This is a genomic window from Streptomyces sp. TS71-3 (genome assembly GCF_018327685.1).
GTDB lineage: Bacteria > Actinomycetota > Actinomycetes > Streptomycetales > Streptomycetaceae > Streptomyces.
Map to the genome: position 1 here is coordinate 5,675,787 of NZ_BNEL01000001.1, position 19,384 is coordinate 5,695,170.

At 72.2% G+C, this 19,384-nt stretch carries 12 protein-coding genes; 7 read left to right on the top strand and 5 right to left on the bottom strand.

The window, feature by feature from the left end:
• Positions 1-122 precede the first annotated feature (122 nt).
• A complete protein-coding gene (locus tag Sm713_RS40600; protein WP_249416454.1) occupies positions 123-578 on the top strand; it encodes a LysE family translocator in 456 nt (151 codons plus the stop codon).
• A gap of 754 nt (positions 579-1,332) precedes the next feature.
• Here Sm713_RS40600 and Sm713_RS23245 read toward each other — a convergent pair.
• Positions 1,333-2,427 (bottom strand): LacI family DNA-binding transcriptional regulator, encoded by a 1,095-nt coding sequence (locus Sm713_RS23245; protein ID WP_212911480.1) that lies wholly within the window; start codon positions 2,425-2,427, stop codon positions 1,333-1,335.
• 421 nt (positions 2,428-2,848) lie between these two features.
• On the opposite strand from Sm713_RS23245, the gene Sm713_RS23250 reads away from it, so the two are divergent.
• The 6 genes from Sm713_RS23250 to Sm713_RS23275 all read left to right on the top strand — a co-directional run bounded on the left by Sm713_RS23250 (position 2,849) and on the right by Sm713_RS23275 (position 11,357).
• Complete coding sequence (locus tag Sm713_RS23250) at positions 2,849-4,177, top strand: extracellular solute-binding protein (protein ID WP_212911481.1); 1,329 nt, start codon at positions 2,849-2,851, stop codon at positions 4,175-4,177.
• A gap of 12 nt (positions 4,178-4,189) precedes the next feature.
• Complete coding sequence (locus Sm713_RS23255) at positions 4,190-5,113, top strand: carbohydrate ABC transporter permease (protein ID WP_374196021.1); 924 nt, start codon at positions 4,190-4,192, stop codon at positions 5,111-5,113.
• Positions 5,113-6,018, top strand: coding sequence for a carbohydrate ABC transporter permease (locus tag Sm713_RS23260; protein WP_212911482.1), 906 nt, complete (start codon positions 5,113-5,115; stop codon positions 6,016-6,018). Before Sm713_RS23255 ends, Sm713_RS23260 begins: the two co-directional genes overlap by 1 nt.
• Before the next feature lie 73 nt (positions 6,019-6,091).
• Positions 6,092-7,477 (top strand): glycoside hydrolase family 5 protein, encoded by a 1,386-nt coding sequence (locus tag Sm713_RS23265; protein WP_212911483.1) that lies wholly within the window; start codon positions 6,092-6,094, stop codon positions 7,475-7,477.
• Positions 7,474-8,565, top strand: a complete 1,092-nt coding sequence (locus tag Sm713_RS23270; protein ID WP_212911484.1) for a mandelate racemase/muconate lactonizing enzyme family protein — start codon at positions 7,474-7,476, stop codon at positions 8,563-8,565. Before Sm713_RS23265 ends, Sm713_RS23270 begins: the two co-directional genes overlap by 4 nt.
• 365 nt (positions 8,566-8,930) lie before the next feature.
• The gene (locus Sm713_RS23275; RefSeq protein ID WP_249416455.1) at positions 8,931-11,357 is read left to right on the top strand and encodes a SpoIIE family protein phosphatase; all 2,427 of its coding nucleotides are present in this window, start codon (positions 8,931-8,933) and stop codon (positions 11,355-11,357) included.
• A gap of 36 nt (positions 11,358-11,393) precedes the next feature.
• On the opposite strand, the gene rho is transcribed toward Sm713_RS23275, so the two are convergent.
• The 4 genes from rho to Sm713_RS23295 form a co-directional block, all read right to left on the bottom strand.
• Positions 11,394-12,539: a transcription termination factor Rho gene (gene rho / locus Sm713_RS23280; protein WP_212911485.1), complete on the bottom strand. Its 1,146-nt coding sequence runs from the start codon at positions 12,537-12,539 to the stop codon at positions 11,394-11,396.
• Between the two features lie 423 nt (positions 12,540-12,962).
• On the bottom strand, positions 12,963-17,279 hold the full coding sequence (locus tag Sm713_RS23285; protein WP_212911486.1) for an ATP-binding protein: 4,317 nt from the start codon (positions 17,277-17,279) through the stop codon (positions 12,963-12,965).
• Between the two features lie 16 nt (positions 17,280-17,295).
• The gene (locus tag Sm713_RS23290; RefSeq protein ID WP_212911487.1) at positions 17,296-17,829 is read right to left on the bottom strand and encodes a hypothetical protein; all 534 of its coding nucleotides are present in this window, start codon (positions 17,827-17,829) and stop codon (positions 17,296-17,298) included.
• 219 nt (positions 17,830-18,048) lie between these two features.
• A complete protein-coding gene (locus tag Sm713_RS23295) occupies positions 18,049-19,353 on the bottom strand; it encodes an MFS transporter (RefSeq protein ID WP_212911488.1) in 1,305 nt (434 codons plus the stop codon).
• Positions 19,354-19,384: the final 31 nt, after the last annotated feature.

Below are 19,384 nucleotides of genomic sequence, written 5' to 3' on the forward strand. Positions count from 1 at the left end.
GCCCGGGACATCGGAGGGCCGTTCGACCGGGACCCGCGCCTGTGCGCCGCCGTCCCGGTGCCACGGCCTGCCCGCGCGCATGCCGCCCGTCCGCAAGCACACCGCAGCGAGGAAAGACCTCCATGATCCAGGTGCTCTGGCTCGGCACCCTGCTCGGCGCCGGCGCGGCGCTGTCCGTCGGCCCGGTGTTCGTCACCATCATCCAGACCGCGGCCACCCGCGGCTTCGCCTCCGCGCTGCGCGTCATCCTCGGCTCCGCCACCGCCGACCTGGTGCTGCTCGTACCCGCCTTGGCGTTCGCCTGGCTGATCGCAGCCGTCGCTCAGGCGTCCTTCTGGGTCGGCCTGGCCGGGGCCGTCTGCTTCCTCTGGCTCGCGGTGGCGGCCGTCCGCGACGCCCGCCGCCTGTGGCGGGGCCGTTCGGAGACTCGCCGGAAGTTCTGCTCCAGCAAGTGCGGAAGAACTCCGGCTACGTCGCCAAGTTGCTCGATGCCAAGAAGACGCTTTCGGAGCAGCGTCGCCTGCTGGTTATCGGCGGGTGGCTCTCCTTGCTGGGTGCGACGGTGCACATTGACCTGAACCAGGACTCGGCCGCGACGGCCAGATTGCAGACGTCGGCAATGCTGGCGCGTGAAGCGGGGCATCCCGATATCGAAGCCTGGTGTTTTGAGACCGAGGCGTGGCGAGTGCTCACCGCGGGCGACTACAAGCGCGCCGTGGAACTCTCCCGTGCCGCCCAGCGGATAGCTCCGAAGGGGACTTCCGTGCTGATCCAGGCAACTGCGCAAGAGGGCCGTGCTCATGCGCGGTTGGGGAATTCGCAAGAGACGTACTCCGCTGTTGAGCGCGTGCAGCAGATGTCTGATGCGCTCGGGAACTCCGACACACCCGAACACCATTACCGTTACGATCCGGAAAAGTCCGTTTCGTACACAGCGACAACGCTGGCGTGGCTCGGGGATGGCACGGCAGAGACCTACGCGCGTGAGGTAGTTGCGCGGCTCGGTCCCCGAGACGACGTCTCTCGCTGGCCCAGGCGAGTTGCCTCGGCCCACATTGACCTGGCTCTCGCGCTGCTGTCTGCGAATCAGCACGATGAGGCGTGTGAATCGGCCGAGAAGGCGATCCTCAGCGGCAAGGTCGTGCCGTCGAACCACTGGCGTGCACTGGAAGTCGTGCGAGCAGTCGAACGCCGCGGCCTTCCCGAGGCTACGCGACTTCGGGAGGCGTACCAGGAGATGCGCCCGCCGAAGGAACTCACGCAGGACTGAGAGGAAGTGAGCCGATGGTGAATACGATGTCTCCAAGCTGACCGCCTGACGCGGTGCGAGAGTCAAGATCCCGGATCGGGCCCCCCGGCCGCGCCGAACGGCAACCCCCTAGCCCCCGCGGCGAAGCCGCCCCAGGCACCGGCGCCGGCCGCCGCAGGCTCCGCACAAGACCCCCGCACCACCAGCCGGGTCGGCAGCATCACCTGCCCCTCGCCGGGCTCGCGCCCACCGAGGAGGTCGAGCAGCATCTCCACCGCCCGCTGCCCCATGAGCTGCAACGGCTGCTCGATGGTGGTGAGCGCGGGCTCCACCATCGTGCTCTCGGGGATGTTGTCGAACCCGATCACCGACAGGTCCTGAGGCACCCGCATGCCGAGGGTCAGGGCGGTCTCCATGGTGGCTATCGCGGTCACGTCGTTCGCCGCGAAGACGGCGGTGGGCCGCTGGGGGAGCGTCAGGAGCGCCCTGGCGGCGTTCGACGACTCGTGGGCCTCGTAGCCGGCGTTGCGCAGCAGGTCCGGGTCGAAGGGGATGCCGGCGGCCTTAAGCGCGCTGCGGTAGCCGGCCTCCCGCTGCCTGCTGGACTCCAGGTCCCTGGGGGGCCGGCCGAGGAAGCCGATGCGGCGGTGGCCGAGTTCCAGCAGGTGTTCCACGGCGAGGCGCGCCCCGCGGGCGTTGTCCGCCGCCACCGTCCAGCCGTCGTCGCCCCCGCTGTGCGGATCCACCGCGACCACCGGCGAGCCGATGTCCCGGGTGGAGACGGTGGGCGTCACCAGTACCGCGCCGTCGATCAGCGTCCCCGACAGCCGCGACAGGTAGCGCCGTTCCCAGCCGACCCGCCCGCCGGCCTCCCCGCCGGTCGAGTACACGACCAGCTCGTATCCGGTGCCCTTGAGGCCGCGTGCCACGCCTTTCAGCAGCTCGGCGCTGTACGGCTCTATGGCCCACACCAGCACGCCGACGACGTTGGTGCGGTGGTTGCGCAGGCTCCGTGCGACCAGGCTCGACTCGTAGCCCAGTTCGTCGATGGCGGCGCGCACCCGCAGCAGGGTGTCCGCGGCCACTCCATGGCGATCGTTGAGCACCTTGGAGACGGTCGCTACCGAGACGCCCGCCTGCGCGGCGACCTCCCGGATGGTCACTCGGTTGCTCGTCACGGTCCGGATTCTACTGTCCTGTCCCGCCGCCACCGATAACGTTATCGATAACGATTGACAAGTCCCGGGCGCCGCTTGCACGATGGCCGGGCGCCGGCGGTGAGAGGCCTTGCCGCAGGCGCGAGAGGCGTCAGGTGACACGTGTGCGGCGCCGGTCGGCCGGTCATCACTTCAGGGGTCGTGGTGGCGTGAACCGCCGGGGATCGCACGGGCCGAGGGCCCCGGGCGACGGAGGTTGGGGACGAATCCGATCAAGGGGGAAGCCGCTTACGGGAGTTGCAGCGCTCCGCCGTGATCCGCACTACCATCCGCAGGCGACCCCTGGGCGTGGTCCCGGAAAGCGCTTGCTGCAGCTGGTGCCGCGCCATCCCCATCCGACCCCCGGACACGACGACGTGGCCGGGGAAGAGAGGCGGACAGCATGACGGCATCGGTCACCCCACGAAGGACCGTCCTCGCGGCGGGACTGGCCATCCTGTTCGGCAGTGCGGTGGCGGGCTGCGGCACCTCGGGACCCAAGCCCGGCGGCGCGGGAGGCTCCACCGACGGCGCGTCGGCGTGGATCCTCAGCGGCGTGACGGAGCAGACCTTCCACAACACCTTCAACTCGTGGAACGACGCCCACCCCGATCAGAAGTTCGACGTCCAGGCCTTCGCCAACGACCCGTACAAGCAGAAGATCCGCACCGCGGTCGGCGCGGGCCAGGCCCCCACCCTGATCTACGGCTGGGGCGGCGGCGTCCTGGAGTCCTACGTGCGGGCCAAGGCGGTGGAGGACCTGAGCGACCTCGCCGCCGACGCCGAGGTGAAGGGCCGCTTCCTCTCCTCGGTCGCGAACGGCGGGAAGGTCGGCGGCAAGACGTACGCGCTGCCGAACAACGGCATCAAGCCGGTGATGATCTACTACAACAAGGAGCTCTTCGCCCAGATCGGTGCCGAGCCGCCGAAGACCTGGGACGAGCTGATGAGCCAGGTCGACGACTTCAAGCAGGCCAAGATCGCGCCGTTCACGGTGAGCGGCCAGGCCAAGTGGCCGCTGCTGCCGTGGCTCTCGTACCTGATGGACCGCATCGGCGGCCCCGGCGTGCTGGAGGACATCCTGGCCGGCAAGGCGAAGGCGTGGTCCGACCCGGCGGTGACCCAGGCGAACACCAAGATCCAGGAGCTGGTCGACGCCGGCGGCTTCGTGTCGGACTTCGCCTCCATCACCACCGACAGCGGCGCCGACGTGGCCCTGCTGTACACCGGCAAGGCCGCCATGACGCTGGCGCTGCCGTCCGCCTACCAGACCATCCAGCAGTCCGACCCGAAGTTCGTCTCGGACGGCAAGCTCGGCTACTTCCCCTTCCCGACGGTCTCCGGCGGGAAGGGCGACCCGGACGACGTGGTCGGCAACCCCTCCAACTACTGGTCGATCTCGGCGTCCGCCTCCGACGACGAGAAGAAGACCGCCCGCGCCTACCTGAAGGACGCTCTGCTCAAGGGCTCCTACATCGACGACCTGCTCAAGGACGGCAACGTGCCGCCGGTGGCCGATCTCGGCCCCCGGATCGCCAAGTCGAGCGATCCCGACTACTTCGACGCGGTCTACAGCATGACCGCGAAAGCCCCGAACTTCGCCCTCTCGCTGGACCAGGCGCTCGGCCCCAAGGCCGGCGACGCGGTGCTCACCAACCTCCAGCAGATCTTCCTCAAGGAGATCACCCCGGAGAAGTTCGCGGACAACATGAACGCCACCCTCTCCGGCTGAAATCGAGTTGACGTGTCGGTCCTGCATCCCCGAACCCCGGCGGCCCCCTCCCGGAGCACCCTCGACAGACGCCACGGCGCCAGCGGACTGCTGGTCCTGCCTGCGCTGCTGATGTTCCTCGTCTTCGCCGTGCTGCCGCTCGCCGGTGCCGCGGTCCTCAGCTTCACGCGGTGGGACGGCCTCAGCGGCATCGGCTGGGCCGGCCTGCACAACTGGTCCGCCGTGATGCAGGACCCGGTGACCGGCAACGCACTGCTGCTCACGTTCAAGATCATCGTGGTGTCCTGGCTGGTGCAGACCCCGATCAGCCTGCTGCTCGGGGTCTTCACCGCCGGCACCCAGCGCTACCGCGCGGTGCTCGCCGCGCTCTACTTCATCCCGCTGCTGCTCTCCTCGGCGGCGGTCGCCATCGCGTTCAAGGCCATCCTCGACCCGCACTTCGGCATCGGGGGCGCGCCCGGCCTCGGCTTCCTCGCGCAGAACTGGCTGGGCGACCCGAGCCTGGTGCTGTACGTGGTGATCTTCGTGATCGCCTGGCAGTTCGTGCCCTTCCACACGCTGCTGTACCAGGCCGCCGTACGGCAGGTCCCCACCTCGCTCTACGAGGCGGCGACCATCGACGGGGCGGGACGCTTCCAGCAGTTCGCCTACGTCACGCTGCCGCAGTTGCGCGGCACGATCATCACCTCGTCCACGCTGATGGTCACCGGCTCGCTGACCTACTTCGACGTGGTCTTCGTCCTCACCGGGGGAGGCCCGGGCAACAGCACCCGGCTGCTGCCCCTCGACATGTACCTCACCGGCTTCGCCGCCAACGACATGGGCGCCGCCAGCGTGCTGGCCGTGATCCTCGTGGTGATCGGGCTCGCCCTGGCGCTCGCGCTGACCAGGTTCACGGGCTTCAGCCGGATGCGCAGCGACCAGGAAGGGCTCTGATGGCCACCACGACCACCCCGGCAGCGAGGTCCGGCACCCGGTTCGGACGGCCGGCGGCCCCGCCGCGCCGCCGCAGGGCGGGCACCCCCCGCAGGAAGCCCAACGTGCCCGCCGCGCTCGCCGGGTTCGTCTGGCTGGCCGTGATCATCCTGCCCGTCTACTACGTGGTCATCACCAGCCTGCGCGGCCAGGCCGGCTTCTTCTCCGGCAACCCGCTCGCGCCGACCCACGACCTCACCCTCGGCAACTACACGGAAGTCCTCGACAAGGGCTTCGGGACGTACTTCCTGAACAGCGTCACGGTGACCACCGCCTCGGTGGCGCTGACCGTCGCCCTGTCCCTGATGGCCGCCTACGCGGTGGTGCGCGGGCGGGGCCGGCTGGTGCGCTCCGCCTTCTCGCTCTTCCTGCTGGGGCTCGCCATCCCCGTGCACGCCACGATCATCCCGCTCTACTACATGATCACGCGTGTGCACCTCTACGACAGCCTGCTCGCCCTGATCCTGCCGTCCATCGGCTTCGCCGTGCCGGTCACCGTCCTCATCCTCGCGAACTTCATCCGGGACATCCCGCGCGAGCTCTTCGAGTCCATGCGCCTGGACGGCGGCAACGACGCACGGATCCTCTGGCACCTCGTCGTCCCGCTGGCCCGCCCCGCCATCGTCACCGTCTCCATCTACGACGCCCTGCACGTCTGGAACGGCTTCCTCTTCCCCCTGATCCTCACGCAGAGTCCCGGCCGGCGGGTGCTGCCGATGGCGCTGTGGACGTTCCAGGGCGAGTTCACCGTCAACGTCCCCGCGGTGCTCGCCGCCGTGGTGCTGTCCACCCTGCCGATGCTCGCCGCCTACCTCGTCGGGCGCCGCCACCTCATCCGCGGCCTGACCGCCGGATTCAGCCGGTGAGCGCGGGGCGCAGGAGCCCCCTCACCCGCACACCCCCCGCGGCGGACGCCGCAGCACGCAAGGAGTACGGCCTATGAACGACGCGTCCGTGATGCTCCACGTCGAGGACGACCACCTGGCCACCGCCACCGGTGAACCCGTGCGGCTGCGCGGCGTCGGACTCGGCGGCTGGATGAACATGGAGAACTTCATCACCGGCTTTCCGGCGACCGAGGAGCTCCAGCGCGGCGCCCTGCGCCGTGTCGTCGGCGAGGAGGCCTACCACGCCTTCTTCGACCGCTTCCTGGAGGTGTTCTTCACGGACGCCGACGCCGCCCTGCTCGCCGGGATGGGCATGAACTGCGTCCGGGTGCCCTTCCACTACCGGCACTTCGAGGACGACGACCGGCCCATGGAGCTGAAGAAGCAGGGCTTCGACCTGCTGGACCGGGTGGTCGACAGCTGCGCGCGGCACGGCCTCTACACGGTGCTCGACCTGCACGCCGCGCCCGGCTACCACAACCAGCGCTGGCACAGCGACAATCCCACGCACCGCTCGTTCTTCTGGACCCACCGCCACTTCCAGGACCGCGTGGTGCACCTGTGGGAGGCCCTGGCGGACCACTACCGCGGCAACCCCATGGTGGCCGGCTACAACCCCCTGAACGAGCCCGCGGACTCCGACGGCCTCACCATCGGACCCTTCTACGAGCGGCTGCACGCCGCGATCAGGGCGGTCGACCCGGACCACACCATCTTCCTCGACGGCAACCGGCACGCCACCGAGTTCGACTCCTTCCGCGACCCGTGGCCGAACACCGTCTACACCGTCCACGACTACGCCCTCGCCGGCTTCGCCGACAGCGGCGACTACCCGGGCTTCTCCCGCGGCCAGTACGTGAACCGCGACTTCCTCGAAAGCCGCTTCCTGACCCGGTCCGCGTACATGCGCAGCACCCGCACCCCCATATGGGTCGGCGAGTTCGGCCCGGTCTACAGCGGCGACGCGAAGCGCGACGCGGCCCGCTACAGGGTGCTCGCCGACCAGCTCGCCCTCTACGACGAGCTGGGCGCCGGGTGGAGCCTGTGGACGTACAAGGACATCGGCCTCCAGGGCATCGCGCACCTGCCCGCCGAGTCCCCGTACCTGCGGCGGATCGCCCCCGTCCTGGAGAAGAAGGCGCGGCTCGGCGTCGACGTGTGGGGCGGGGTGGACACCGGCGTGCGGCACATCCTCGACCCGATCGAGCGGACCGTCGCGGAGGAGTTCCCGTCCTTCGACCCGCTGCCGTTCGGCCAGCAGCAGTGGATCCACGTGCTGGTGCGGCACATCCTGCTCGCCGAGCCCATGGTCGACGACTTCGCCCGCTGCTTCGCCGGGCTCGACGCAGACGGCATGCGGGCGCTCGCCGACTGCTTCGCGCTGGAGCGGTGCGCCGTGCGCACCCCGCTTGTTGACCTGCTCAAGGAGCACCTGTGAGGATCACCGCGATCGAGACGCTGCTGCGCGGCCCGCTCGCCGCCGTCCGGGTCCACACCGACGACGGCCTCACCGGCATCGGGCAGACCGCACCCTACGAGGCGGCCACCAGCGTCGGAGTCCTGCACACCATGGTCGCCCCGCTCTTCCTCGGCAGGGACCCGTGGGACGTCGAGGCGCTCGTCGACGCCTGCGTACGGCACCACTACAAGTTCTCCGGCGGATTCCTGCTGCGCGCGCTCGCCGGTGTGGACACCGCGCTGTGGGACGTCCTCGGCAAGGCCGCGGGCCGGCCCGTCAGCCAGCTCCTCGGCGGGCACGCCAGGGCGTCGGTGCCGATGTACGCCTCCAGCATGCGCCGCGACATCACGCCCGAGGCGGAGGGCGAGCGCCTGGCGGAGGCGATCGCGGAGCGGGGATTCAGGGCGGTGAAGATCCGCGTCGGCGAGGCCATGGGCCGCGACCGGGACGCCGCGCCCCGCAGGACCGAGCGGATCGTGCCGCACCTGCGCGACGCGCTCGGCGACGACGTCGACCTGTCCGCGGACGCCAACGGCGGCTACTCGGCGGGCCGTGCCATCAGGGTCGGCCGGATGCTGGAGGAACACGGCTACTTCCACTTCGAGGAGCCCTGCCCCTTCCCGGACATCGAGCAGACCGCGCGGGTCGCCGCCGCCCTCGACATCCCCGTCTCCGGCGGCGAGCAGGACACGTCGCTGGCGCAGTTCCACCGCATGATCAGCACCGGTGCCGTGGACATCGTGCAGCCGGACATCGGCTACCTCGGCGGCGTGTCGCGGGCCCGCAAGGTCGCCGTGCTCGCCGAGGCCGCGGGCATCCCCTGCACCCCGCACTGCGCCAACGACTCGCTGCTGCAGGTCTTCAGCCTGCACCTCGCCGCCGCGCAGCCCGCGTGCAGCCAGTACCAGGAGTGGAGCATCGAGAACACGCCGTGGACGCAGGGCGTCTACGCGCCGCTGCTGAAGGTGGCGGACGGCGAGGTCGCCGCGCCCACCGCGCCGGGCTGGGGCATCGTGCTCGACCCCGACTTCGTACGGGCCGCGGAGTGCCGCCGCTCCGCGCTGTGACGAGCAGTAGGCGCCGTGAACCGCGGGAGCCGTGAACCGCGGGAGCCGTGAACCGCGGGAGCCGTGAGCTGAAGGAGTCGTGAACCGTAGGAGTCGCGAGCCGGAGCGGCGGTGGTCCATGGGTGCCGTGAACCGCGCCCGCCGCCCCTGCGCCGGGCCGGGCGCCGCAGCGCCGTCGCCGAGCGTGGTGAGCCCTCACGCAGACATAGGTGGCGGGGACATGCATCCGCCTGCGACCTGCCGTTCCCGGCCGGTGGCGGCCTTTTCGACCTTGTGCCGGTCACAGGGGGTGCGCAAGCGGGCCGAAAGCGCTGTAATGGCCAATTGAGGTCAGCGACGGCTCGACGGGACGGGGAACGGGAGCGTTGCGTGTCGAAAGTGCGCTGGAGGCGATCCCCTCGGATCTGGACGCCCAGGGGCGTGCCCGGTCCGTCGTGGAACAGGTCCTGGTCTTCACCGATGCCACGCATGCGGCCGTCTACCAGCCGGCACGAGCCGGCGAGGAGCTGCGCCTGACCGTCGCGGCGGGCGTGCCCGGGTCGCTCTACGGCCTCGTGGACGGCTACGCGACCGGCGGCGACGCCCCGGTGGCCGCCGCGCACCGCTCTCGAACGCCGCTCTGGCTGGCGGCCGAGGAGCTGGCGGGGCGGCCCGGTGCCGGTGGGACCGCAACCAAGGACATGGCGCTTGCGGTCCTGCCGCTGACCGGGGACGGTGCGGGCCGCGGCTGCCTGCTGGCGGTGGGGGACGGTCCTGAGGGCTTCGGCGAGGAGGACCGGCGGCGTCTGGAGCTGTTCGCGGGCGCGGTCGTGGCCCCGTCGGCGCGCCGGATGCCGCCCGGTGCCACGATGGTCACACCGGACGGCGACGTGCCCGTCAGCACCTTCACCCTGTCCATGGACACCGGTCACATCGAGGTCGCCGAGCACGTGTTGGACCTCTTCGGCATCCACCCGGAGGACTTCGACGGCCGGGTGGAGACCCTGCTGTCGCTGACCGTGCCGGAGGACCTGCCCACGCTGATGTCCGTGGTCGAGCCCGACCACATGGCCATCGGCGACCGCGAGCTCGACTTCCGTATCCGCCGTCCGTCCGGGGAGCCCAGGTGGCTGCGGCTGCGCGGCCAGGTGCTGCCCGGCGGCCCGGACCACCCGCCGCAGTTGCTCGGCACCGTCGTCGACACCTCCCTGCTGGGGCCCGGCGCCAACGACGTCTTCCGCATCCAGCAGCTCGCCGCCGTGCTGGCGGCCGCAGGAACCGTCCGCGACGCGAGCCACGCCATCGTCGCGGCCCTGCGCCAGCCGCTCGGCGCGGACCGGGCCGCGCTCGCCGAGGTGGAGTCGGACCGGCTCGTCGTCACCGTCCTGGATCCGCCCGAGCCTGAGGCATGGCCGGAGCTGTGGCGCGCCGAGTGGCGCACCGAGTGGCCGGACGCGCCGATGCGTTCGATGCCCACCGTCGCCGCCGCCCTCCAGGACGGCCGGCCCGTGGTGTGGCCCGCGGGCGCCTCCCTCGAACCCGCGCTCGCCGGTGTCGGTCCCGGCGGCCTCGCCGTCATGCCGCTGCCCGCACGGGGACGAACGGTCGGCGTCTGCGTCTTCGGCTGGGACGAGCCGCACACCTCGGGACCCGACGAACGCTCCCTGCTCACCGCGGCCGCGGGGCTCGCGGGCCAGGAACTCACGCGCGTGCACGCCCTCGACGCCGAGCACGAACTCGTCGGCATGCTCCAGCGCTCCCTGCTGCCGCGCCGGCTGCCCCCGCTGCCCGGCGGGCGCGCGGTGGCCCGCTACCTGCCCAGCACCGTCGGCCTCGAGGTCGGCGGCGACTGGTACGACGTGATTCCCATGCCCGACAGCCATGTCGCCCTCGTCATCGGAGACGTCCAGGGCCACAACGCCGGTGCCGCCACGCTGATGGGCCAGATGCGCACCGCGCTGCGCGCCTACGCGGTCGAGGGGCACCCCCCGGACGTGGTCGTCTCGCACGCCAACCGGCTGCTGCTGGGCATGGAGAGCGACCTCTTCGCCACCTGCTGCTATGTCGACGTCGACATGGAGGAGGGCACCGCCTGGTGCGTCCGGGCCGGCCACCTGCCGCCGGTGCTGCGCCACCCCGACGGCTCGACGCAGGCGGTGGTGACCGAGGGCGGGCCGCCGCTCGGCGTGGTCACCGAGGCGGAGTTCCCCATGACGCCCCTGCGGCTGCTGCCCGGCTCGATGCTGGTGCTCACCACCGACGGCCTGGTGGAGACCGCGGACCTCGATCTCGACGACGGCCTGCTCAGACTCCGTGAGCAGCTGGAGCGAGCCGATCCGGGCCACCTCGGCCAGGTCGCGGACATGCTCCTCGCCGGCGGCAACCGCAACGACGACGTGGCGCTGCTCCTGCTGCGCTACGACGGCATGGAGGTGCGCCCGCGGCGCGAGAGCTGGACGATCTGGCGGGTTCCGGAGGCGCCGCGGCACGCCCGCCGCTTCACCACCCGCACGCTGCGCGCCTGGGGGGTCACCCACGACCTCGACGCGGTCCTGCTCGTCGTCTCCGAACTGGTCACCAACGCCCTGGTGCACACCGACGGGCAGGTGCGCCTCGAACTGACCCTCATCAACGACCGGCTGCGGATCGCCGTCGGCGACTCCTCACCGCGCACTCCCATCAAGCCGACCAACATCGGCTGGGAGGCCACCGGCGGCCGCGGCATCCTGCTGGTGCAGGCCGTGTCCGACGCCTCGGGGACCGTGCCGGTGAGCGGCGGCAAGCAGGTGTGGAGCGAGATCGAGCTGGGGTGACCCCCGCGTCGCGCCCCGTCGGGCGGGATGGGCCGGTCAGGCCCCGGGGACGGTCTGGTGGATCCGGCGGAGGAAGGCGGCGTTGTCCGGGGTCGAGCGCAGCCGGTCCAGCAGGGTTTCGAGCCCGGCGTGGCCGTCGCCGGCGGCAAGGGCGCGGCGCAGTCCCCGCAGGGCCGTCAGTTCGGCGGACGGGACGAGGAGTTCCTCGCGCCGGGTGCCGGAGGCGGGGATGTCGACGGCGGGGAAGAGGCGCTTGTCGGCCTGGGCCCGGTCGAGGCGCAGTTCCATGTTGCCGGTGCTCTTGAGCTCCTCGAAGAAGTAGTCGTCGGCGCGGGAGCCCGTCTCGACGAGCGCGGTGGCGAGGATGGTGAGGGAGCCGGCCTCCTCGGTGAGCCGGGCGGCACCGAAGAGCCGCTTGGGGCCGTGCAGCGCGGAGGCGTCCACCCCGCCGCTGAGGGTGCGTCCGCCCGCGGCGGCCGCGTTGTTGTGGGCGCGGCACAGCCTGGTCAGGGAGTCCAGCAGGATGACGACGTCGCGGCCGTCCTCGACCATCCGCTGGGCGCGTGCGACGGCGAGCTCCGCGAGGGCGATGTGTTCCCTGGCCGACCGGTCGAAGGTGGAGGCCAGCACCTCGCCGTGCACCCGGCGGCGCATGTCCGTGACCTCCTCGGGGCGTTCGTCGAGCAGCACCACCATGAGGTGGCACTCGGGGTGGTTGGCGGCGAGCGACGCGGCGAGCTGTTGCAGCACCACCGTCTTGCCGGCCTTGGGAGGGGCCACGATCAGCCCGCGCTGCCCTTTGCCGACGGGGGCCACCAGGTCGACGACGCGCCCGGTGAGGCCGCTGCCGGAGTGCTCCAGGCGGAGCCGTTCAAGGGGGTGCAGGGGTGTCAGGTCGTGGAAGTGCGGCCTGTCGCTCCGCCGGCCGGGCGGTCGCCCGTTGACGAGGGCGACCTCGCCGAGCGAGCGCTTCGCGCCCAGCTCGCCGACGACGGTGTCGCCGTTGCGCAGGCCGAGACGGCGGATCTGCGCGGCGGACACCTGGGCGTCGCGGGGCTGCGGCAGCAGCTCAGGCCCGCGCAGGAAGCCCTGCCCGTTCCTGGTGATGTCGAGGACGCCGGCGGTCTGCTCGGGGCGCTGCCCGGCGGACGGCGGCGTCGTGGGTTCGAGTGTGGTGGTCATTCAGGTCCTTTCACGGGACGGCCCGAACTGGGCCAGGAATCGGTCCGGCGCCGGTGGCGATGGCTGCGACGCCATCGGACGATGACGGCGAGGCCGTCGGACGGGGCGCGGACGGCCCGGTGACGGTGCGGCCTGCGCACACGTGGGGCCGGGAGCGGAGAACCGGCAGAAGGCCGAGCAGCGGCCTCAAGCCCGCGGCGAACGAAACAGCAGGTCACACACGAGACCGGGTGCTCTCGAGAAGAGAGCGAGCCATCGGCCGGAGGAGAGAAGCACGGGCGCCATGAACACGGCGCACACACATGCCGTGACCACTGTACCACCGACCCCGCCGGGCGTCACCGGCTGCCGAGGCCTGCTCGTGCCGCGTGTCCCTCGGCAGTGCGGCCACCGAGGCCGTTCGCGCCCCTGCGCTCCGGGCCTTCAGGCTCCGTGGCCGAGCCGGACGCCGTCGACCTCGTCCGGTGCGGTGCCGTCCGGGGACACGCAGGCCAACGCCGCCCGGACCGCCTCGGTCAGGCGGCCGGCGACGTCCGTTCCGAGCGCGGTGACCAGCGGTTCGGCAGCGCACTCCAGCAGGGCCATCGCCCTGCTCCAGTTCTCCAGAACGGAGTCGTGCAGCAGTCGGAGCGCGACGGCCGGCGGCCGGAGCCCGAGCAGGACCGGGAACAGCCTCGTCACCGCCTCGTCCTGTTCCACCCGGCTGAACGGGTCGTCGGGCAGCCGCTCGGCCTCGGCGAGCAACTCGACGGGATCGACCAGTTCGCCGAGCACCGGCGAGCACGCGAACTGCAGGAGGGTGACCACCCGCTGCGCCCCACGGCCCTCGCTCGCGTCGACGATCTCCCCGGCCAGACGCCGGACCCGGTCGTCGACCGGCCGCAGCCGGGCGGCGAACTCGACGAGCCCGGCGGCTGCCGGCAGGCGGTCGCCGGACGCCAGGGCACGGACCTTCTCGGCGAAGGCGCCGCTGATGGGCTCGCCCTCGCCGGCGGTGACCAGGTCGACGGCGGCCGCGTACACCGGGTCTTTGATCACCATCTCGGCGGCGCGGCCACGTCGCGGCGCGATGAGGGACTCGTGGAACGCCACCGCCGCGCGGGCGATGTCCAACGCGGTGTCAGGGTGGCCCTCCGGCACGGCCGGCCGCGAGATCACGTCCTCGTGCACGCGCTGGAACGTCGGGTAGGGCGCTCTGCCGCTCAGCACGCTGCCGGCGTACGCCGCCGACGCGAACGTCACGAACGACAGCTGGAACGCGTGCTGGAGGTAGCCGAGGCCCGCGTCACCCAGCAGGTGCAGTCCGGTGTCGGCCTCGTGGGGGATGAGCCGGATCGCGGCCTCGAACAGGGCCCGGTGGTCTGGCCGGACGTAGGCGAAGGCGAAGCCGTCCTGGTCGTCCACCGTCCACGCGTACGAGGGAATGCCGGACAGGGCCCGGCCGACCTCGGCCCAGAGCCTGCCGGCCCGCTCCGCCGCGCCCGTCTCGGCGGCGGACCGGAACAACGCGGCCGTGCCGATGGCTCGCTCGCCGCCGTCGGTGAGCGAGTGGACGAGTGCGGAGGCGAGGCGTGGCTCCCGGTCCACGACGGTTTCGGCGAGGACCCGGACGGTGCGCGCCAGGGAGTAGGGATTCCCGCTCGACCACGAGCCGGGCGCCATGGCCCGGATGAGGTCCGCCGGGTCGTGGTGGAAGCGCCGCTCGCTGAGGAACTGCCAGTCCCTGGTGTGGTTGTACAGGAACGGCAGGTGTTCCGCCCGTTCAGCCGGAGATCCCGGCCCACGGGGCGGTGAGGCCCCGGTGAGCGGGTAGTACGGCCCAAGGCGCCGGTCGACGAGCGGCGGTGCCTGTTCCGCGGACCGGTGGATCCCGGCCAGGATGGTCCGCGGGGTGTCGGAGTCGCCGCGGTCGAGGAGCGCGTGGGCGATCCGGGCCAGCGTGGAGTACCGGTCGGGCAGGAACTCGGACCAGCCGACGTTGGCCATCTCGCCGGCGGCCGCGACCGCGCGCTGCGGATCGTATCCGGCCAGCTCCAGGGCCACGGTCCGCAGCTCCGACTCGCGGAAACTGTAGGAGACAGTGCCTCCGCCGGGGTCGGCGGGGCGGATCATGGCGTGGGCCCGCTCGACCATGCGCTGTGCCTCGGAGCGGTCGAACCGGGCGACGACCTTGCTGACCCGTATGCGGGTCCACACCGTGTCGTTCCAGGCGACCAGCCGGTCGAGCAGGGCCCGTGCGCGGTCCAGGGCGCCGAACCGAGCCCACAGCGTCGCCGCGCGCAGGAACGCGTCGTCGACAAGGCCGTCGACCTCGATGGCGTCCAGCCGGTCCAGGAGGGCCCTGGCGGTCGTGCGGTCGTGCTCGGCCAGTCGGGAGGCCGCCTCGACGATGCCCTCGGTCCGTTCCGCGGCATCCGGGGCTTCCCGGTCGACCGCGGTGAGCAGGGCGGCGAGGTGTCCCGCGGCACGGTCCGCGTCGACGGCCGCCCAGGCCGCGGCCAGGCCGGCCCGGGTGCGCAACTCGTCGGTGAGCGCGGCGCCGGACAGGGCGTCCTCGGCGAGCCGCAGCAGATCGGGGAGGTCGCCGGGCTCGGCCCGCGCCGCGAGGTCCAGGTAGGCGCCGGCCCGGTCGGTGCGGATCGACGCGACCAGCGCCCGCGCCGCCTCCAGGTCGCCGGTTGCCTCCGCAGCCGCGCGGTAGACCGGGTCCGGGGCTTCGGACCGGCCGGTCGCCGAGGCGCGTTCCCACAGGCGCAGGGCGCGGGGCAGGTCGTGCGGCGCAAGTACACGCGCCGCCCGCTTCAGCGGATGCCTGCTCGGCGCCGTCGGGTCGCCGTCCCGTGCCTCGTCCGCCGGGACCGTCAGCGCCGTCTCCACGAGCAGGTCCAGCAGTTCCGTGCGCAGCGGCCTGCTCCGGTTGACGATCTCCACCGCCGCCTCGAACTGCTGGAGCGAGGGCGGCTGCGCGGACAGGTGCTCCAGCGCCTCCTCGGTGCGGCCGAGGCGGACCAGCAGGCCGAGCACGGCCGGTGCCAGGGTGCGCATGCCGCGCAGCACCTGCCGGCGGACCACGCCCAGGTACAGCACGGCCGGTATGCCCGTGGCCGGCGGGAAGCGGTTGACGACCCGCTCGCCGACCAGGTCGAGCAGCCGGAGGAAGTGCCGGTCCGAGCCGAGGTCCGCCCGGATCGCCCGTCGCAGCCCGCCGCAGACCAGATGCACCGCTCCGTCCGCGACCGCGGGGCGGCACCGGATGGTGTGTTCCGCCAGGTGCGTCAGCCCGTAGCGGTCCACCGCGGGCCAGTCGACCTCCGCCCAGGACGCGGCCGCGCCGCGGTAGTGCCGGACGATCCGCTCGTGCCACTCCTGGGTGTCCACCGCGTAGTCGGGGTGCTCGCGCGCGGTCCGCTCGCCGGCCAGGAACTCGCCGATCGAGGCGTGGTAGAAGGCCAGGCGCTCGCCGCGCACGTCGAGCAGCCACCGCAGCCGCGCCAGCACGTTGCGCACCGCCCGCGGCCACACCCGGATGCCGGCGAGCGCGGTCAGCTCCTCGACGGTCAGCGGGTCGCGCGCCACGGTCAGCACGCCGAGGAGCGGTTGGCCGACCGTCTCCCAGGCCGGCGCCGTCCGCCCGGCGGCACCGGCCGGGTCGCGGATCTCCAGCATGCCGAGGTTCTCGATGTCGGTACGCGCGGTCGCCACGAAGAACGCGTACAGCCCGCCGAGGCCGGGCGGCAGGTCGTTCAGCGCGAGGAGCTTGGGCAGCAGTACCCCGTCGTCAGCTGTGGCCGCGTCGGTCAGCGCCCGTGCGTAGGCCGCCAGGTGGAGGAAGTTCCCGGCCGCCCTGCGAACCGCGTCCCGGCGCAGCGTCCGAGGATCGTGGCCGCGGCACCGGGCCGCACGGGTGACGGCCTCGGTGCCCAGCACGTGTTCCGCGTAGCCGGCGAGGTCGTCGTGCACCTGCGGGGAGCCGGGGTCGATGGCGACCTCGTGCAGCCGGTGTGCCCGGCTCAGCCGCAGGGGTTCGAGTGCCGGGTGCGGTCGCGAGGTGAGCACGAGGCGCACGTTGCGCGGCAGTTCCGGCCCGCGCACGAGCCAGTCCAGCAGGTCCGCGTGCCTGCCGGCCAACTCGTCGAGCGCGTCGAGGAGGATCACGATCCTGGCGTCCGGGTCCTCGGCGAGCAGGACCTCGGCCGGGTCGATCAGTGCGAGGTGGGCGAGGTTGTCGGGTTCCAGCAGCCGGGGTTCGAGGGTGGCGGTGCCGATCTCGATGCCGCTGACGCTGCCGGATACCACGTGGGTGACGCGCTGCTCCAGCGCGAGGGTGGCGGTGCGGTGGAACGGGGACGCCGTCAGGTCGGCGATCCGGATGCCGACGGCGCGGCCACCGGCTTCCACGGTGTCGATGTGCTGGCGCACCACCACTTCGAGCCGGTCCTGCCGGAAGAGCTCGGGCCGGTGGCGGGCGAGTTGGTGGCCGATCGACAGCAGGAACGACTGGACGTCCCCGCCGGCCAGCGCGGTCCGGCTGTCCCGGCGGACGAAGTACCGCAGCCGGTCGGGCCGGGACCTGGCCAGTGAGGCCAGCATGCTGGTCTTGCCCGCCCCCGGCTCCCCGGTCACCAGCACGTAGCCGGCGTCGCCGGCCAGCGCCCGCTCGATCCGTTCCCGGAGCCAGCGGCGCTCGACGAAGTCCGGCCCGGTGCGGTCCCGGACCAGGTCCTCGAACGGCTGGGTCACCCGGGCCACCCGCCCATCAGCGCCCGGACCCGTCGGTGCCCAGGTCGACACCGACGGCCTCGCCGCCGCGTTCCACCCGGCCCACCCGGGTGGTGCCCTCGATGGTACCGGCCGCCCGGTCGGCGCGGACCGCCGCGACGTAACCGGCCACTGTGTCGGCGTCCACGCTGCCGCGGACCAGCACGGCGTCGCGCGACTCCCCGGCGAACACCACCGGCGTGCCGTGAACGGCGGCGATCACGCCGCGCAGGGCGTCGACCGTCCGCAGCAGGCGCTCGTCGGCCGGGTCGACCGGGTCGATTCCCGAGGCGTACTCGTGCAGTCGGGCCCGCAGCGCCCGCAGGTCGTCCTCGAAACGGCCCACCAGGGCCGGGTCGGCGCCCGGCAGCGCCTCCGGCTCGGCGATGCAGGGTGGCGTCGCGGTCTCGGCGCCGGCTTCGCCGGACCGTTCACGGCGGAGCCTGAGGAGTTCCCCGGCCTGCCCGTAGAGGAACCTGATGCCCTCGGTCAGCGCCGTCACGCCGAGCGTGATCAGGGGCAGTTCCGGCATGGCACCTCGTGTCGCCGCTCGGGTAGGGAGGACTGCGTCGAAGTGTAGGCAGCCTGTGCGGCGAAGGTGACCGTTTTGCCGAGGGCGGGGCCCGGTGCGGTGCTCGGCGGCAGGGTGCTCCGGGGGGACTTGCCGCCGGGGCGGGCCGGATCGGCCGCGCCCCGGGCGCCGGGATTCCCGGCTCCCGGGGCGCGAGCTGCGGGCCCCGGCGGCGAGCCGTCACCGCGCCCCGGCGACCAGCCCGGCCCGGGCGCCGGCCGGCGGCTTCCGCCTCTCGTACCGCTTCGGCAGGAGCAGCAGCGATCCCGCGCCGATGACGGCGAGCACGGTCATCACCACGAATCCGCTGGAGAAGCTGCCGGTCACGCTGACGATGAAGCCCATCACGGAGGGCGCGACGATGCCGGACAGCGCGAACGAGGCGTCGGCGAAACCGGCCGCGACGCCGGGCTGTGAGGGCGCCGCGTCGATCGCGGCGACCCACCAGATGCCACCGGTCACGAAGCCCAGGCCGACTCCGATCGAGATGAAGGTCACCGCGACGGTCAGGGACGGCGACGTGAAGATCGGGATCAGCGCGGTGCCGGAGAGCAGCAGCGCGACACCCATGATGGTGAGGCGGCTTCTGGGGTCGCCGGTCCGGGCGAAGACCCGGTCGGTGATCACGCCGCCGATGAGGGCGCCGCCGATGCCGGCCGCCCAGGGCGCGACGGTGAACAGGCCGACCGCGGTGATGCCGAGGTGGTACTGCGACGACAGGTACTCCGGCAGCCAGTACATGAAGCCCCAGAACATGAAGCCCCACGCGAAGTAGCCGACCGCGATGATCCACAGGTTCCGGTTGGTGAGCACCGGGCGCCACTGGATCCGCTCCGTCGAGGACCGTTCCTCCGCGAGCTGTCCGGCGGCGATGTGCTCGTGCTCCGCCGCCGACACCTTCCCGTGCTCGTGCGGGGTGTTCCTGAGCAGCGCCCAGGCGACCACGAACCACAGCGCTCCGAGCCCGGCGAGCACCCAGAACATGCCCTGCCAGCCCACCGCCGCGATCAGCTGCGTCACCAGCGGACCGCCGATCAGCAGGGATCCGGCCACGGCGACACCGCCGACCATCGCGAGCGCGATCCCGCGTTCCTTCTGCGGCATCCAGCGGCTGACCGTGCGGCTCGCCGCGGGGAAGCCGGGGCCCTCGCCCGCACCGAGGACGATCCGGGCGATGAACAGTCCGACGAACGAGCCCGAGATCGGGGTCACCGCGGTGACGACCGACCATACGGCCACGCCCACCAGCAGGATGCGCCGTGCGCCGTAGCGGTCGACCAGCGGGCCGGCCAGGAACGCGAACACCATGTAGCCGATGGAGAAGGCGCTGCTGATCAGCCCGTACTGGGACGTGCTGATGCCGAAGGCCTTGGTGAGCGGGGCGACCGCGTAGCTGATGGCACTGCGGTCGATGTAGTTGATCACGATCAGGGCGACGATCAGGGCGAGCGTCAGCCACCGGACGTTGGAGCGCGAGGAACTCATGGTTCACCTCGGATGAGTGATGGGGAGTCTG

Bases quoted from the DNA above. Each gene is read 5' to 3' on its own strand.
- Sm713_RS23250 (WP_212911481.1), top strand. From the start codon at position 2,849: ATGACGGCATCGGTCACCCCACGAAGGACCGTCCTCGCGGCGGGACTG.
- rho (WP_212911485.1), bottom strand. From the start codon at position 12,539: ATGACCACCACACTCGAACCCACGACGCCGCCGTCCGCCGGGCAGCGC.
- Sm713_RS40600 (WP_249416454.1), top strand. From the start codon at position 123: ATGATCCAGGTGCTCTGGCTCGGCACCCTGCTCGGCGCCGGCGCGGCG.
- Sm713_RS23290 (WP_212911487.1), bottom strand. From the start codon at position 17,829: ATGCCGGAACTGCCCCTGATCACGCTCGGCGTGACGGCGCTGACCGAG.
- Sm713_RS23260 (WP_212911482.1), top strand. From the start codon at position 5,113: ATGGCCACCACGACCACCCCGGCAGCGAGGTCCGGCACCCGGTTCGGA.
- Sm713_RS23265 (WP_212911483.1), top strand. From the start codon at position 6,092: ATGAACGACGCGTCCGTGATGCTCCACGTCGAGGACGACCACCTGGCC.
- Sm713_RS23295 (WP_212911488.1), bottom strand. From the start codon at position 19,353: ATGAGTTCCTCGCGCTCCAACGTCCGGTGGCTGACGCTCGCCCTGATC.